The 16,811-nt window shown below is 59.4% G+C and carries 12 protein-coding genes; 6 read left to right on the top strand and 6 right to left on the bottom strand.

The window, feature by feature from the left end; genetic code table 11:
* Positions 1–51 precede the first annotated feature (51 nt).
* Positions 52–1,119, top strand: coding sequence for an autotransporter outer membrane beta-barrel domain-containing protein (locus D8V06_RS10470; protein ID WP_130930930.1), 1,068 nt, complete (start codon positions 52–54; stop codon positions 1,117–1,119).
* A gap of 124 nt (positions 1,120–1,243) precedes the next feature.
* Here the strand turns inward: D8V06_RS10470 and glgB are convergent, their stop codons facing one another.
* From glgB to D8V06_RS10455, 3 genes are all read right to left on the bottom strand, one after another.
* Positions 1,244–3,478: a 1,4-alpha-glucan branching protein GlgB gene (gene glgB / locus D8V06_RS10465; RefSeq protein ID WP_130905633.1), complete on the bottom strand. Its 2,235-nt coding sequence runs from the start codon at positions 3,476–3,478 to the stop codon at positions 1,244–1,246.
* 2 nt (positions 3,479–3,480) lie between these two features.
* Positions 3,481–6,822: a maltose alpha-D-glucosyltransferase gene (gene treS / locus D8V06_RS10460; RefSeq protein WP_130930929.1), complete on the bottom strand. Its 3,342-nt coding sequence runs from the start codon at positions 6,820–6,822 to the stop codon at positions 3,481–3,483.
* A 146-nt stretch (positions 6,823–6,968) separates the two neighbouring features.
* Positions 6,969–8,963 (bottom strand): alpha-1,4-glucan--maltose-1-phosphate maltosyltransferase, encoded by a 1,995-nt coding sequence (locus D8V06_RS10455; protein ID WP_130930928.1) that lies wholly within the window; start codon positions 8,961–8,963, stop codon positions 6,969–6,971.
* Between the two features lie 204 nt (positions 8,964–9,167).
* Here D8V06_RS10455 and D8V06_RS30365 point away from each other — a divergent pair, with 204 nt between their 5' ends.
* Positions 9,168–9,335, top strand: coding sequence for a hypothetical protein (locus D8V06_RS30365; RefSeq protein ID WP_177336591.1), 168 nt, complete (start codon positions 9,168–9,170; stop codon positions 9,333–9,335).
* Between the two features lie 120 nt (positions 9,336–9,455).
* On the opposite strand, the gene D8V06_RS10450 is transcribed toward D8V06_RS30365, so the two are convergent.
* Positions 9,456–9,971, bottom strand: a complete 516-nt coding sequence (locus tag D8V06_RS10450; protein ID WP_056855490.1) for an MgtC/SapB family protein — start codon at positions 9,969–9,971, stop codon at positions 9,456–9,458.
* Between the two features lie 125 nt (positions 9,972–10,096).
* Between D8V06_RS10450 and D8V06_RS10445 the strand changes: the two genes are divergently transcribed.
* The 3 genes from D8V06_RS10445 to mapR all read left to right on the top strand — a co-directional run bounded on the left by D8V06_RS10445 (position 10,097) and on the right by mapR (position 13,490).
* On the top strand, positions 10,097–10,330 hold the full coding sequence (locus tag D8V06_RS10445) for a DUF3203 family protein (RefSeq protein WP_056855491.1): 234 nt from the start codon (positions 10,097–10,099) through the stop codon (positions 10,328–10,330).
* Positions 10,331–10,524: 194 nt separating this feature from the next.
* Positions 10,525–11,937: a cytochrome c oxidase accessory protein CcoG gene (gene ccoG, locus D8V06_RS10440; protein WP_130930927.1), complete on the top strand. Its 1,413-nt coding sequence runs from the start codon at positions 10,525–10,527 to the stop codon at positions 11,935–11,937.
* A gap of 143 nt (positions 11,938–12,080) precedes the next feature.
* Positions 12,081–13,490 (top strand): GntR family transcriptional regulator MpaR, encoded by a 1,410-nt coding sequence (mapR, locus tag D8V06_RS10435; RefSeq protein WP_056855493.1) that lies wholly within the window; start codon positions 12,081–12,083, stop codon positions 13,488–13,490.
* A 126-nt stretch (positions 13,491–13,616) separates the two neighbouring features.
* Here mapR and D8V06_RS10430 read toward each other — a convergent pair whose 3' ends face one another.
* Together D8V06_RS10430 and D8V06_RS10425 are read right to left on the bottom strand one after the other, a co-directional pair.
* Positions 13,617–14,363: an SDR family oxidoreductase gene (locus D8V06_RS10430; protein ID WP_056855600.1), complete on the bottom strand. Its 747-nt coding sequence runs from the start codon at positions 14,361–14,363 to the stop codon at positions 13,617–13,619.
* 192 nt (positions 14,364–14,555) lie between these two features.
* Entirely contained in the window at positions 14,556–16,637 is a 2,082-nt protein-coding gene (locus D8V06_RS10425; protein ID WP_130930926.1) for an EAL domain-containing protein, read from the bottom strand.
* On the opposite strand from D8V06_RS10425, the gene D8V06_RS30360 reads away from it, so the two are divergent.
* Complete coding sequence (locus D8V06_RS30360) at positions 16,630–16,770, top strand: hypothetical protein (protein WP_177434407.1); 141 nt, start codon at positions 16,630–16,632, stop codon at positions 16,768–16,770. The two genes, D8V06_RS10425 and D8V06_RS30360, sit on opposite strands and share 8 nt — an antisense overlap.
* The last annotated feature ends 41 nt before the right edge of the window (positions 16,771–16,811 follow it).

The raw sequence follows: 16,811 nt of genomic DNA, 5'->3' as shown, positions 1-16,811 counted from the left end.
GTAGGAGAGACGCCAAGGCAAGTACGGCACGCGATTGCAAGGTAGCCCGCCATGAGAACTTCATTCACCCAACAAGAGATCAAAATCACTTTTTGCACTGTCTCGAGTTCACTCCTGCTGTGCTCCTCCATGGAAGTACAGGCCCAACCGGCCGAGGAAGAGGCGACGCCGTGGTATCGCCAGGACATTCCCGCGCTTGCCTTGCCTGCTCTCACTACCACTTACCCTGGCCGATTCAGCCCCCATCCCGACATACGAAGTAGCCACGTCACCACCGAAGACGCAACGCCCTATGCCTGGGATCAGATTTACGGGCAGACCTCGCGCCAGGCGCAAACCGATGCCCTCGCCCAAGGCTTTACCTACGTCGGCTCAGGCGAACTCAAAAGCCCGGCGATCCTCACATTGCAGAGCAACAGCGGCCATACCCAACGGGTCGGCCTGATCGGCGGCACCAGTCAGATCCAGGGCAACAGCAATGGCTTGTTGACCAACCGTGGCATGTCCGACCCGCACAGCGACACTCTCAATCTGCAAGGGCAAAGCCTGGGCGCTTACTACAGCCTGACCGGCCCACAAGGCTGGCACGTCGATCTGTCGGCCAGTGGCGGGCGGGTCAACGGTTTCAGCCGCAACGAACAAGGTGCGCGCCAGGCCACCGAAGGCAGCGCGTTGACGCTGTCGGTCGAAGGCGGGTTCCCGATTGGCATCAGCGAAAACTGGGTGGTCGAACCCCAGGCGCAGTTGATCAATCAGCGAATCACCCTGGACACGCCCTATGCCGGTTCGGGCAATGCGTCCTCCAGCGATCTGACGTCGTGGAGCGGACGGGTCGGTGCGAAATTGAAAGGTAGCTACGACATCAACGGCCTGCCGGTCGAACCTTATGTGCGAACCAACGTGTGGCACACGGTCTACACCGGCAATACCGTGACCCTTGATGAGGTCGACAAGATCAGCAGCAGCCGCAAATCGTCGACGGTCGAGTTGGGCCTGGGCTTGGTGGCACGGGTGACACCGGCGGTGAGCCTGTATGTCAGCGCCGACTACAGCAGTGATGTCGACGACAATGATTTGAACGGGATCATTGGCAGCCTGGGTGTGCGGATGCGGTGGTGAGGATCAGACCTCAAGAAATGCGTGGTTCAATCTGTCGCCATCGCGGGCAAGCCCGCTCCCACAAGGATCACCACTGAACCTGTGGGAGCGGGCTTGCCCGCGATTGGAACGACGCAATTTCGGATCAGCCCTGCGGACTCAACATCAACACCGCCAACGGCGGCAAATTCAACACCAGCGACAGATTCTGCCCATGGCTCGAGATTTCCTCGGTGGACGTCCCACCGTTGTTGCCGTAGTTGGAACCGGCATAGGTTGCCGAATCACTGTTGAACAACTCGGTCCAGCGCCCGGCAAATGGTACGCCAATGCGATAAGCCTCGCGCGGTACCGGGGTGAAGTTGGCGACCACCAACACCGGCCGCCCCTCTTTGCTCCAGCGCAGCCACGCGTACACGCTGTTGATCGCATCGTCGCCGATCAACCATTGGAAGCCTTGCGGCACATCGTCCTGCTCATGCAGCGCCGGAATATCGCGGTACAGACGGTTAAGGTCACCGACCAGTTTCTGCACGCCTTTGTGTTCGGAATACTGCAGCAGGTACCAGTCCAGTTGCTGGTCGTGGTTCCACTCGCGCCACTGGCCGAACTCGCAGCCCATGAACAGCAGTTTCTTGCCCGGATGCGCCCACATGAAACTCAGGTAGGCTCGCAGGTTGGCGAACTTCTGCCAACGGTCGCCGGGCATCTTGTCGATCAGCGAATGCTTGCCATGCACCACTTCGTCATGGGAAATCGGCAGGATGAAGCGTTCTGACCAGGCATACACCAGGCCGAAGCTCAGTTCGTTATGGTGATGGGCGCGATACACCGGATCTTGCTGGATGTAATGCAGCGAATCGTGCATCCAGCCCATGTTCCATTTGTAGGCGAAGCCCAGTCCGCCCTGTTGCGTGCTCTGGCTGACACCCGGCCACGCCGTGGACTCTTCGGCAATCACCAATGCTCCGGGAGCCTCCAGCGCTACGACGTCGTTGAGGTGGCGCAGAAAGTCGATTGCCTCAAGGTTCTCCCGACCGCCATGGCGATTGGGCACCCACTCGCCCGCCTTGCGCGAATAATCGCGATAGAGCATCGACGCCACCGCATCCACCCGCAGGCCATCGACATGAAAATGCTTGAGCCAGTGCAGTGCTGAAGCGAGCATGTAGCCGTGCACTTCGGTGCGCCCGAGGTTGTAGATCAGCGTGTCCCAATCCTGGTGAAAGCCTTCCTGGGGGTTGCCGTACTCGTACAGCGCAGTGCCGTCGAATTGCGCCAGGCCATGGGTATCGGTCGGAAAATGCGCCGGGACCCAATCGAGAATCACGCCAATTTCCGCCTGGTGGCAGGCATTGACGAACGCTGCGAACTCGTCGCCCGTGCCGTAACGGGCACTGGTGGCGAATTGCGACAGCAACTGATATCCCCAAGACCCGCCGAACGGGTGCTCCATGATCGGCATCAGTTCGATGTGAGTGAAACCCAGTTCCTTGACATAGGGAATCAGCCGCTCAGCCAGTTCGGGCCAAGTGTACTGGCGGGCCACTTCGCCCAGATCATCCAGTTCGCATTGCCAGGACCCGGCGTGCAGTTCGTAAATTGACAACGGCTCGCTCGGACGCTGGCGCTCGGCACGGGACAGCATCCAGTCCTGATCCTGCCAGTCGATCTGCAAGGGAGGAGCGACTTTCGAGGCGGTATCTGGCGGCAGGCTGGTGGCCAGCGCCATGGGGTCGGCCTTTAACGGCAGAATGCCGTCTTTGCCAAGAATTTCATATTTGTACGCCTCGCCCGCTTGCAGGCGCGGAATGAACAATTCCCAGACACCGCTGGGATGGCGCAGGCGCATCGGATGGCGACGCCCGTCCCAGACGTTGAAGTCCCCAACAACCGACACCCGTCGGGCATTCGGCGCCCACACTGCGAAACGCACGCCGTCGACGCCGTCCACAGTTTTCAGCTGCGCGCCGAGGCAACTGCTCAGGTCGCGGTGATTGCCTTCGGCGAACAGATACAAATCCATTTCGCCAAGCAGTGGACCAAAGCTGTATGGATCTTCGGCGGTTTGCTCGCCACCGGCCCAACGAGTGCGCAACAGATAGGGTTGCGCACGCTCGAAATGCCCGACGAACAGACCGGGGGTCTGGGTAACTTCAAGTTGACCGAGCTCTTCACCGGTTTCTCTGGCGACCACGTGTACGCTCAAGGCATCCGGGAGGTAGGCCCGGATGAACTGCCCACCGACGCCATCGCCGTGGGGGCCAAGAATGGCAAAGGGATCATGATGCTCGGCACGTACCAACGCGTCGATATCCCGCGCCCTGGGTAGCAGTGCTTCTTTGTGATGTTGACCCTGTTCCTTGTTCGAGAAACTCATGACTACTCTCCACCAAGATCGGAAAAGGGTTTAAGCCCACTCAATAATCCATATAAACCGTGCAACGGCACGGGCAACCAACCGGGGCGATTTTCCGCCTCGTAAGCGACTTCATACGCCGCCTTCTCCAGGCCGAACAACGCCAATGCGGCGTCCTCGCCTTCTGGATCTTGCCATGCATGATCAAGCGTAGCTGCCGCCAGCCGATAAGCGTCGACAAATGCCTGCCTGGCTTCGGTCAAATAGCGAGTCGCTACGCGCTCGCGCGCGGCCTGGGCCTGCGCCGTGTTGTCGACGTTGTGCACGTTGATGGTCATGGCCGCTGCGTAATCGAAAGAACGCAGTACCCCGCTGACATCCTTGTACGGGCTGTGCTTGCCCCTTCGTTCATGCAGCGGTCGTGCCGGCTCGCCTTCGAAGTCGATCAGGTAGGCGTCCCCCTTGATCACCAGCACTTGCCCCAGGTGCAAGTCGCCATGCACGCGGATACGCAGGCCACCGGCGGTCTTTTTGGCCAGCGCCTGCACATGGGCGAGGATGGCCTTTTTGTTGTCCAGTAAACGGCTGACCAAGGTTTTGTCTGCCGGGTTCAGTTCGTTTTGATGCTGCTTGAGCAATTTCAGTGCGTGCTCGATTTGCGCAGCGACGTCCTTGGCCGACGCCAGCGCCTCTTTTGCCGTGGTGATTTGCGGTTCGAAGTCCGGGTTGTTTCCCGGTGCCGCCAGTACCTGATGCATTTCGCCCAGGCGCTGGCCGAGCATGCCGGCGAAATCCTTCAGCTCGCCGAGGGCGTTGTAATGCTGTTCCTGTTCCGACACAGCGTCCGCCAACTCATCGCGCAGTGCCCGTTCGAGGTTGTTCTGGGTCCATTCCCAGGCATCGCCCTGATTGCTCAAGTAGCCTTGGGCGATCATCAGCAGGTTGTCTTCGCCTGCGGCGTCCCGGCGAACCACCGCGCCCAACAGCGGCGAAATGTTGCTGAAGCCGGCGGCGGTCAGATAAGCGCTCATTTCCAGTTCCGGGTGCACGCCCGACGCCACCTTGCGGATCAGTTTCAATACCAGACTGTTGCCGACCACCACCGAACTGTTGGATTGCTCCGCCGACAGATACCGCACTTCGGATTCCGCCGTCAGGCCCAGCTTGGCCAGTTCGGCGGTCGGTTCAAAGCGGATCTCGCCACCGTCCGAAGGCAACACCATGTTGTTATGCATGCCCTGCAATACGGCGCGGACAAAGCTTTCCAGACTGAACGCATCGGTGATCAAGCCGACTTGAGGCCCTCGGCGCACCCGCGACAGCGCCAGTTGTTGAGGCAACGCCGCGCCTACCTGGTCTTCGGCGATGAAGCCGAACGGCAATTGATAGCGGCTGGACTGGCCGCCGCTGGTGACTTCGATCTCACTCAACAACACCGGATGCTGAGCGTCACCAAACCGCACACCGTAAGCCAGCTCGACCTTGTCGATCGCCGCATCCTTGCCGGCAAACCAGCGACGATTCTGCAACCAGCTCGGCAGGATGCTCTGTTCCAGCGTGCCCCGTGATGGCGCTTCGAGCAGTTCTTCCATGCGTTTTTTCAGCACCAGCGTGGTGAAGTCCGGCAGGCTTTGCGCCGGCTCGACGTGCCAGCTGGGCATCTGGTTTTCGGCGGCAAGTCCGAACCAATAGAAACCGTAGGGCGCCAGGGTCAGGAGAAAATTCAACTGGCCGATCGGCGGAAAGGCATTACCGCCAAGCATTTCCACCGGAACCATGCCGACGTAGGCCGACAGATCAAGCTCCACCGCCTGAGCGCTGCGCGAAACGTTGGCCACGCACAGAATGATTTCGTGCTTGCCGTCGGGCCCGGTGTATTCACGGGTGTAGGCCAATACGCGACGGTTGGTCGGCGAGAGCATTTTCAGCGTGCCACGACCAAACGCCTTGGATTGCTTGCGCACGGTCAGCATGCGTCGGGTCCAGTTCAACAACGAATGCGGGTCGCCGGCCTGGGTTTCGACATTGACCGACAAGTAGCCATATTGCGGGTCCATGATGGGCGGCAAGACCAGGCTGGCCGGATCGGCGCGAGAGAAACCACCGTTGCGGTCAATGGACCATTGCATCGGCGTGCGCACGCCGTCGCGGTCGCCGAGGTAGATGTTGTCGCCCATGCCGATCTCGTCGCCGTAATACAGGGTCGGCGTGCCGGGCATCGACAGCAGCAAACTGTTGAGCAGCTCCACCCGGCGGCGGTCACGTTCCATCAGCGGCGCCAGCCGGCGGCGAATCCCCAGGTTGATCCGCGCCCGACGGTCGGCCGCGTAGTAATTCCAGAGGTAATCGCGCTCTTTGTCGGTGACCATTTCCAGGGTCAGCTCATCGTGGTTGCGCAGGAAAATCGCCCATTGGCAGTTGGCCGGGATTTCCGGGGTCTGGCGCAGGATATCGGTGATCGGAAAGCGGTCTTCCTGGGCCAGCGCCATGTACATGCGCGGCATCAGCGGAAAGTGAAACGCCATGTGGCATTCATCGCCGTTCAGGCCTTTCTTGTCGGTGTCGCCGAAATACAGCTGGGTGTCTTCCGGCCATTGATTGGCCTCGGCCAGCAACATGCGGTCGGGGTAATTGGCATCGATTTCGGCGCGGATCTGTTTCAGCACATCGTGGGTTTCAGGAAGGTTTTCGTTGTTGGTGCCGTCACGCTCGATCAGGTACGGGATCGCGTCGAGGCGCAAACCGTCGATACCCATGTCCAGCCAGTAACGCATCACCGACAGCACGGCTTTCATGACCTGCGGGTTGTCGAAGTTCAAGTCGGGCTGGTGCGAATAGAAGCGGTGCCAGAAGTACTGGCCGGCCACCGGGTCCCAAGTCCAATTGGACTTTTCGGTGTCGAGAAAAATGATGCGCGTGCCGTCGTACTTTTGATCGTCATCCGACCACACGTAGAAATCCCGCGCCGCTGAGCCTTTCTTGGCCTTGCGGGCGCGCTGGAACCAGGCGTGCTGGTCGGAGGTGTGGTTGATGACCAGTTCGGTTATCACCCGCAGACCGCGCTTGTGTGCCTCGGCAATAAAGCGCTTGGCATCGGCCATGGTGCCGTAATCACTGTGGACACCGCGGTATTCGGCAATGTCATAGCCGTCGTCGCGGCGTGGTGAGGGATAGAACGGCAGCAGCCAGATGGTGTTGACGCCGAGTTCGGCGATGTAGTCGAGTTTGGCGATCAAGCCAGGAAAGTCGCCGATCCCGTCGTTATTGGAGTCGAAATAAGATTTAACGTGTACTTGATAGATCACCGCGTCCTTGTACCAGAGCGGGTCCTTGATGAAGGTGGCTGCCTTGGGTTTCTTCGCCATTTGAAACTCCTGTTGAATACGAGAGAACTCCCTGAAGCAGATCGTTCCCACGCTCTGCGTGGGAATGCCTCAAGGGACGCTCTGCGTCCAGTGACGCGGAGCGTCACGGGCTGCATTCCCACGCGGAGCATGGGAACGATCATTTGCTAGACGGTAATCCGCCAGATCCCGAACGGCTGGTAGGCCGGGTCGATCCGCATGAATTGATATTTGCCATGCCAGGTCCAGCGATGGCCGTTCATCAGGTCCTCGCCCTGGGTACTGGCGTCGTCGGGCAGGCCCATTTCCCACAGCGGCAATTCAAAATTCGCCTCCTGGACGTTATGCGGATCAACGCTGACCGCTACCAGAATGAAATTGCTGCCATCGGCACTGCGCTTGCCGAAATACAAGATGTTGTCGTTCCAGGCGTTGTAGACCTTCAGGCCCAAATGCGTCTGCAATGCCGGGTTCTGCCGGCGGATGCGGTTGAGCTGGGCGATTTCGGCAATGATGTTGCCTGGGGCGGTGAAATCCCGTGGGCGGATTTCGTATTTTTCGGAGTCGAGGTACTCCTCTTTGCCCGGCACCGGTGCCGATTCGCACAGTTCAAAACCGGAATACATGCCCCACAAGCCAGAACCCATGGTCGCCAGCACAGCACGGATGAGAAAACCGGGGCGCCCGGATTCATGCAGGAATGCCGGATTGATGTCCGGTGTGTTAACGAAGAAATTCGGCCGGTAGCATTCGCGCCAGGGCGATTCATTGAGTTCAGTGAAATATGTCGCCAGTTCGGTCTTGGTATTGCGCCAGGTGAAATAGGTATAGCTCTGGGAGTAACCGACCTTGCCCAGTCGGGCCATCATCGCCGGCGTGGTAAACGCTTCGGCAAGGAAGATCACCTCCGGATACAGCGCCCGCACATCGGCGATCAGCCATTGCCAGAACGGCAGCGGTTTGGTGTGCGGATTGTCCACGCGAAAAATCTTTACCCCCTCCTCGACCCAGCCCAGGACGATGTCGCGCAATTCGATCCAGAGGCTGGGAATCGCATCAGCGGCATAGAAATCGACGTTGACGATGTCCTGGTATTTTTTCGGCGGGTTCTCGGCGTATTTGATCGTGCCGTCGGGCCGCCAGTTGAACCATCCCGGATGCTGCTTGAGCCATGGGTGGTCCTGGGAACACTGAATGGCAAAGTCGAGGGCGATTTCCAGGCCGTGCTCTGCGGCAGCGGCGACCAGTCGCCGGAAATCCTCGCGGGTACCCAATTGCGAATGGATTGCCTCGTGCCCGCCTTCTTCACTGCCAATGGCATAGGGGCTGCCGGGATCGTCAGGTCCGGCGGTCAGGGAATTGTTCGGCCCTTTGCGAAAGCTGCGACCGATCGGATGGATCGGCGGGAAGTACAACACGTCAAAGCCCATGTCCTGAATCATTGGCAGACGTGAGTGCACGTCATTAAAAGTGCCGTGGCGATGCGGATCGTCGGTGATCGAGCGCGGGAACAACTCATACCAACTGGCGAACTGTGCGAGCTCGCGCTCAACGTCTATCGGAAATTCAGCGCTCAGACTCAGGTAGGCACGATGATCGGCCTGAGCCATCAAGTCGGCGCTACGCTGGTGCAGGAACAATGCGACCTGCTCGGTTTCGAGCAGGCCCGACAATTCATGGTGCAACGCGGCGAGTTGTTCGCTCAGTTGCCCTTCACTGCGCTCGGCCGCTTGCTGGACGTGCAGGCGCCCTTCCTGTAACTCCAGGCTGACCGGCACTGCGGCGGCGTGTTTTTTCTCCAGCTCGTAGCGAAAACTGGCGAACTGATCGATCCAGGCTTCGATGCAAAACACATAACGGCCCTGACTCGGCACCCGAAAGCTGCCTTGCCAGCCGTTATTGCCCAGATCGGCCATGACTTCGCTTTGCCAGGTGTCATCACTTTCGGCCCGCCAGCGCACACGCACCGCCAGTTTGTCGTGACCGTCGGCGAACACTTTGCTGATGACCACCACGTCCTGGCCCACAACGGCCTTGACCGCAAACTGGCCACCTTCGAGCGTCGGCATGGTGTTTTCAATGACAATGCGCGGCAGTAGCAGCGCTTGCGACAATGGCATGTGCGGGTTGTAGCTCAGTTCTGTCGGTTTTTCAGCCGTCATCGAGCATCTCTCCTTTACGCCCCATGGACGCTCAAGTGTCTGGTTGTCATCCCGTCGGGCCATCCGCCCGGCAATCAACTCACTTAGGTTCCGAGCAACCATCGCCGGGAAAAGTTCATCGGCATTTGGCCGGAATCAAATCCCTCAGTCGGTGGTCAACAACTTAAGCACGACTCACGCCATGTGCCACTGGAGGCAGGAACGATGAACAATCCATTCCCGGCTGAAACACCCGATCCGAACATCGACAACCCGGTAATACCGCCGAGCGACCCGCAACCGGTGCCCGAGCAAGACCCACCCGGAACGAACCCTCCTCCAAGGGAAGAACCACCGACGACCATGCCACCTGTCATCGTTACACCGGAATAACGACCAATCGCCGTTTACCTGCAGGAGCGAGCCTGCTCGCGATGATTGTCAACAATGACGCGGGAAGCCTGATGCTCCGCGCAATACTCAGGACCAACGCGCCCAGGCTCGCTCCTTCCGTTAATTCTGTTGATCATTGTGGTCGTTGTTCTTCTCGAAGATTTTCACCACTCGGGGCATCGCGCTCAGAATCCCCAACGCCAGCAAAGTGCTGAGTACCGCCGTTGCTTCCCTCCCCAACCCGGCCGACACGCCAATGGCAGCGGTCATCCACAAACCGGCGGCGGTGGTCAGGCCTTTGACGTGACCTTCATCACCTTCCTCATTTTTCAGGATGGTGCCGGCGCAGAGAAAGCCGATCCCGGCGATCACACCCTGCATGACGCGGCTCATGGCATCGGCTTGCGAGCCGGACATCTGCGGTACCAGCACAAACAGCGCCGCACCGATGGCCACCAGCATGTGGGTACGAACGCCCGCTGCCTTGCCCTTGTGCTCACGTTCAAAACCGAGAATCCCGCCGAGCACCGCCGCCGTCACCAGGCGCACGGTAACGCGTGTCAGCTGTGACGCGTCGCCAATGTCGGCGAACTCCGCTTGCAGGGTCACCCAGACTTCATGCCACCAGGCATTCATGTTGTTTTTCCTTTTGAACGATCCATGGAGCATGGACCATGGCGACCATTAATCGGTTGCACAGAACGATATCCAGTGCAGACGCCCTAAAGTTTCAGTACTCGCAAAAAAACAGGGACATCGCCATGACCGTACGTATCGAAAACGAAACCTGCTTCTTTACCACTGAAAACGGCGAGGAAATTCGCCTGTGCCCCGATGTGACGATCGTCACGGACGGCGAAAAAGCCATGTCGGCGGTGGACATCGACGGTCAGCGCATTTACATCACTGAAGCTGAGGCCGACGCATTGACCGTAGCAGGTGCTGTCGATGGTCGCCGTCACTTGAAAGCCACGGACAGTGATTCGGTGATCTGACCGATCCTGTCGACCACAGCCGCAGGCGTCTGACATGGGCGTTTGCGCCGCGCCTGGACGAGTGCTTCAACTTGTCGCAGGTCATTGCTCGTCCTTCATCTGATCTGCTTTTTATTGCAATACCTGAGTCTGTTATGCAAACAGATCGACGCTCATAGTGCGCCTGCCTGATGGAGGCTGATGAGCGAAAGACCATGAGCGAGAGAATCCCCGTCCGAACCGTTGAAACATTCGAACCTTCACGTGCAAAGATGAAGGTCAAATCCAGCGACAACCTGATTCACACACGCAGCTTCACCGGCCTTTTCCGCAACTTGCGCATAAGCGGTGCAGGACTGCTGTTCCTGTTGTTTTTCGGTACCGTATGGCTGAACTGGGGTGGACGTCAGGCGGTGCTCTGGGATCTTGGCGAAAGCAAATTCCACATCTTCGGCGCCACGTTCTGGCCGCAGGACTTCATTCTGCTGTCGGCACTGCTGATCATCGCTGCGTTCGGTCTGTTCGCCATCACCGTATTCGCCGGCCGTGTTTGGTGCGGCTACACCTGTCCACAGAGTTCCTGGACGTGGATCTTCATGTGGTGCGAAAAAGTCACCGAAGGCGAGCGCAATCAGCGCATCAAACTGCAAGCCGCGCCCTGGGGCTTGAACAAACTCATGCGTCGCTCAGCCAAGCACACCTTGTGGCTGGCCATCAGCCTGCTGACCGGCCTGACCTTCGTCGGCTACTTCACGCCGATCCGGCCGCTGGCCGAAGAACTGCTGACCCTGCAGATGAGCGGTGTCAGTTTGTTCTGGGTCGTCTTCTTCACCGGCGCCACCTACATCAACGCCGGTTGGTTGCGTGAAGCGGTGTGCATGCACATGTGCCCGTATGCACGGTTCCAAAGCGTGATGTTCGACAAGGACACCCTGACCATTTCCTATGACGTCGCCCGGGGCGAAAATCGTGGCCCGCGCAAGCGTGAAGTCAAACCGGCCGAGGTCGGCCTGGGCGATTGCATCGATTGCCAGTTGTGCGTGCAGGTCTGCCCCACCGGCATCGATATCCGCGACGGCTTGCAAATGGAGTGCATCGGTTGCGCGGCGTGCATCGATGCCTGTGATTCGATCATGGACAAAATGGGCTACGCGCGCGGCTTGATCAGGTACACCTCCGAACGCCAGTTGCAGGGTGGCAAGACCCACTTGCTACGGCCACGGCTGATTGGCTACACCGCCGTGCTGTTGGTCATGATCGCGGCCTTGGTATTCGCCTTGATCGAGCGGCCTATGGTCTCGCTGGATGTCAGCAAGGACCGTGGCCTGTTCCGCGAGAACAGTCAGGGGCAGATCGAAAACATCTACAGCCTGAAAGTGATCAACAAAACCCAGCAGCGCCAGAATTACCAATTGACCCTCGTCAACGCTGACGGCTTCCAGTTGCAGGGCACGACCGACTTGAGCCTGGCACCCGGTGAAATTGTCGACGTGCCGGTCTCGGTGGCCATGACTGCCGAGCGGCCGACCAGCAGTTCGCAGAGCATCAGTTTCAAAATCGTCGACGGTGATGAACCGGGAATCTACAGCGTAGCGAAGAGCCGGTTTGTAGCGCCGATGAACCGTTGATCCTTTAAGATGCAGACCTTTGTGGCGAGGGAGCTTGCTCCCGCTGGGGTGCGAAGCGCCCCCCAAAGAACTGGCGACTGCTGCGCAGCCGAGCGGGAGCATGCTCCCTCGCCACAGTTGATTGATTCGATCGCGGGATACCGATGAAACGCTACGAAAAATTCGCCGATGACATCGCTGAACTGATCCGCACCGGCGTCCTGGGTCCCGGCCAGCGCGTGCCGTCGGTGCGCTATGCGAGCCAGACCTACGGGGTCAGCCCGTCCACGGTGTTCCAGGCTTATTACCTGCTTGAGCGCCGTGGCTTGATTCGCGCCCGCCCGCGCTCCGGCTATTTCGTCAATGCCCACGCTCCGCGGCCGTTTTCCGAACCCGTGATCAGCAGCCAGGTCAACGAATCCACCGAGGTCGACGTCAGCGAACTGGTGTTCTCGGTCCTTGATTCGATCAAAGACCCGAACACCGTGCCATTTGGTTCGGCGTTCCCCAGCCCGACCCTGTTTCCGCTGCAACGCCTGTCGCGCTCGCTGGCCAGCGCCACCCGGGAAATGGACCCGCGCATGGTGGTCACCGACATGTCGCCGGGTAACCCGCAGCTACGCCGGCAGATTGCCCTGCGCTACATGGTTGGCGGACTGATGCTGCCCATGGAGGAACTGCTGATCACCAACGGTGCCCTCGAGGCGCTGAACCTGTGCCTGCAAGCGGTGACCCAGCCCGGCGACCTGGTGGCCATCGAAGCCCCGGCGTTCTACGCCTGCCTGCAAATACTGGAACGGTTGAAACTCAAAGCCGTGGAAATCCCGGTGCATCCCCGTGACGGCATCGATCTCGGGGTTTTGGCGCAAACCCTGGATCGATACCCGATCAAGGCTTGCTGGTGCATGACCAGTTTCCAGAACCCCATGGGCGCGACCATGCCTGAGGCCAAGAAACAACAACTGGTGCAATTGCTGCGCGGTCATCAGGTGCCACTGATAGAAGACGATGTGTATGCCGAGCTGTATTACGGTCAGCAGGCACCGAAACCCGCCAAGGCGTTCGATACCGAAGGCCTGGTGATGCATTGCGGCTCGTTCGCCAAAAGCCTCGCCCCCGGCTACCGCATCGGCTGGGTCGCTGCCGGCCGCTATGCGCAGAAAATCGAACGGCTGAAACTGATGACCTCGCTGTGTGCATCGATGCCAGCCCAGGCCGCCATTGCCGATTACCTGCAACACGGCGGCTACGACCGGCATCTGCGCAAATTGCGCCATGCGCTGGAAGATCAACAGAGCGCCATGCTGGCGGCCATTACACGCTATTTTCCCGCACAGACTCGTGTCAGCCAGCCAGCTGGCGGGTATTTTCTATGGCTGGAACTGCCGGCGCAGATGGATTCGTTGAAGTTGTTTCAAATGGCGTTGGCGCAAGGCATCAGCATTGCGCCGGGGCCGATCTTTTCGCCGGCGCAGCGGTTCAGGAACTGTATTCGATTGAATTATGGGAGCCCGTGGACCGAGGAATCGGAAAAGGCGATGGAGACGTTGGGGCGGATTGTGCGGTCGTTCTGATGGGTTGATGGTGTCTCGACTGACGCCATCGCCAGCAGGCTGGCGCCCACAATAGGGTGCAACACTCAACCCTGTGGGAGCCAGCCTGCTGGCGATGAGGCCAGTGCAATCAACTCAACTCTACGCTTAACGGCCACCGCCCAGATCGACGAACGTCCCCGTCGCATACGATGCCTTGTCCGACAACAACCACACAATCGCCTCGGCCACTTCATCCGGGCGCCCGCCCCTGGCCATGGGGATGGCCGACTCAAGTTTGCTGACCCGGTCCGGATCGCCGCTCAAGGCGTGAAAATCGGTGTAGATGTATCCGGGCCGAACCGCGTTGACACGAATTCCCTCGCCTGCGACTTCCTTGGACAGGCCGATGGTGAAGGTGTCGAGTGCGCCCTTGGATGCCGCGTAGTCGACGTATTCATTAGGTGCGCCCAGACGGGCGGCGACCGAGGACACATTGACGATGCTGCCGCCCTGCCCGCCGTGTTTGGGCGACATGCGCAGGATGGCGTGCTTGGCGCACAGCATAGGGGCCAGAACGTTGGTCTTGAGGATTTTCAGAATGCGGAATTCGGACATTTCGTCGACCCGGGACTTTTGCCCGACGGTGCCGGCGTTGTTCACCAGCGCCGTGACCCGGCCCAGTTCGGTGTCCACTCGATTGAACAAGGCGATGACTTCGTCTTCGATGCTGACGTCTGCGCGAACCGCAATGGCTTGGGCACCGAGTGCACGAACCTGCTCCAGCACGCTCTGCGCAGCTTGTTCATCGGACTGATAGTTGATGCAGATCCGATAGCCTTGTTCGGCGGCCAACAGGGCGGTGGCGGCACCGATGCCACGACTGCCACCAGTGATGACGATGACTTTAACCATGCAGGCTTTCCCCATTTCAAGCGTAAGCGGTCGAGGGGAAGAATAACTGTCCTTCGCGGTTTTTGCATGAACCTGCTGCCAACCGATGTGCCGAGGGAGCTAGCGCTCCGCTCTACTGCGCAGCATTCGCTGAACTGAGCGTTACCGAGGGCCGCTTCGCGACCCAGCGGGAGCAAGCTCCCTCGCCACAGGTCAGGCGAGTTCCAATTGCTCCGCACGATGGATTTCAACCATGAAACGTTGCGCCGGCAACGGATGACCGAGCAGATAGCCTTGCAGCGAATCACAGCCGAGCTGGGTCAGGAAGTCCTGCTGCACACCGGTCTCCACGCCTTCGGCGACGATGCGCAAACCCAGCGCCTGACCGAGGGCGACAATCGCGGAAACGATCGCTGCATCGTCACTGTCACGCTCGAGATCACGCACGAATCCCCGGTCGATTTTCAATTCATTGGCCGGCAGGCGCTTGAGGTACATCAAGCTCGAGTAACCGGTACCAAAGTCATCGATGGACAGGTCGACACCCATGTCCGACAGTTCCTGCAACACCGTCATGCTCGCGTCGGCATCGCTCATGGCCGTGGTTTCGGTGATTTCCAGGGTCAGGCTGTTGGCCGGCAAATGGTGCGTGGCCAGCGCCTTGGCGACGCTTTGCACCAGTCCGGCATGGCAGAACTGCAACGCAGAAAGGTTTACCGCGATACGCCAATCGGTGTAGCCCAGCACATACCACTCACGCATCTGACGGCAGGCTTCGTTGAGTACCCATTCGCCAATGGGAATGATCAGCCCGGTCTTTTCCGCGAGTTCGATGAACTTGTCCGGCAGCAACATGCCCTGGGTCGGATGTTCCCAACGCAACAGCGCTTCGGCACCGACCGGCCGTCCGTTGCTGGCGTCGAACTTGGGTTGGTAATGCAAGCAGAATTGTTGATGCTCCACGGCATTGCGCAGGTCTTGCAACAATTGCAGTTGCTTGCGCGCGTTGCTGTTCATCGAAGCGTCAAAGAAGCTGTAACCGTTTTTACCCGCGCCTTTGGCGTGATACATCGCCGCGTCGGCGTTCATCAGCAATTCATGGGCACTCTGGCCATTACCCGGATACAGGGCGATGCCCACGCTGGCGGAAATCTGCAAATCATGTTCAGCGACGCGAAAAGCCCGGGAAATCAAGCTGACCTGACGTGCCGCCAGCCCCACCGCGTCGTTCGGTTCGGTCAACTGCACCAGCAACACGAACTCATCGCCACCGATTCGCGCCAGCGTGTCCTGGCTGCGCAGGTCTTCGCGCAGGCGCAGGCTGACCTCACGCAACAGCTGGTCGCCCATGTGATGACCGAACGCATCGTTGACCGGTTTGAAGCCGTCCAGATCGATGAACATCAGGGCAAAGCAACCGCCCTCGCCGTTGACCCGCGACATCGCCTGATCGATACGGTCGGCCAGCAAGACCCGGTTCGGCAGACCGGTCAGAGTGTCATGCAAAGCCAATTGTGTGAGTTCACGATTGGCCTCGGTCAGGGATTGGGCCAGGCTTGCGGTGCGGGCTTCCAGGCGGGCATCGAGAATCGAAGTCAGCAAGGCAATGCTCAGCACCGCCAGAGTAGTGATCAGTACGAGATTATCCAGGCCCTCGCCGTTAAGGCCATCGGTGGCCGCGCCACAGAAGCTGCCATCGGCAAACTGTGCAGCCGCCATACCGGTGTAATGCATGCCGACAATGGCAATCCCCATGATCACCGCCGCCCCGCCACGAATCAGCCGCACGTAAGGGGTGTTCCGACGCAAGTGGAAGGCAATCCACAACGCCGCACCGGACGCGGCGACCGCTATGAACAACGACGTACTGAACAGCGTCGGGTCGTAGTCGATTCCCGGCTGCATGCGCATGGCGGCCATGCCGGTGTAGTGCATCGCACTGATTCCCGCCCCCATCACCAGCGCACCGAACCCCAATTGCCACAGCGGCAATTGCGGCTGACTGACCAGCCACAGGGCGAAGCCGCTGGAGAGAATGCCGATCAGCAGCGAGAGCAACGTTATGGCGATGTCGTAGCCCAGGTCGATGGGTAAATCGAAGGCCAGCATGCCGATGAAGTGCATCGACCAGATCCCCACGCCCATGGCAAACGCGCCCCCCGCCGTCCACAGGTGCACGGCCCGGCCCTTGGCCGTGGCGATACGGCCGGTCAGGTCGAGGGCGGTGTACGAGGCAAGAATGGCCACGCAAAGCGAAATGATGACCAGTGTGGGGGAGTAGCTACCGATGAGCATGGAAAGTTCTCGAAATCACCGCCGTATCGCTTCCATTCTCGGGGGCGCAAAAAGGGCGATTGTACTGATTCCAAATGAGAACGCACTCAAAAAATTAGCAAAAGGCCATCAAGGCGATGCAACGCTTGTTTGATCCTAAGTAAGCGCTCTGAATCGGTGGATTCGAACGCTGGA

The organism is Pseudomonas sp. Sample_24, from assembly GCF_004307605.1.
GTDB lineage: Bacteria > Pseudomonadota > Gammaproteobacteria > Pseudomonadales > Pseudomonadaceae > Aquipseudomonas.
Note: the sequence above shows the minus strand (reverse complement) of the source record. Positions and strands in the feature narration are given on the sequence as shown.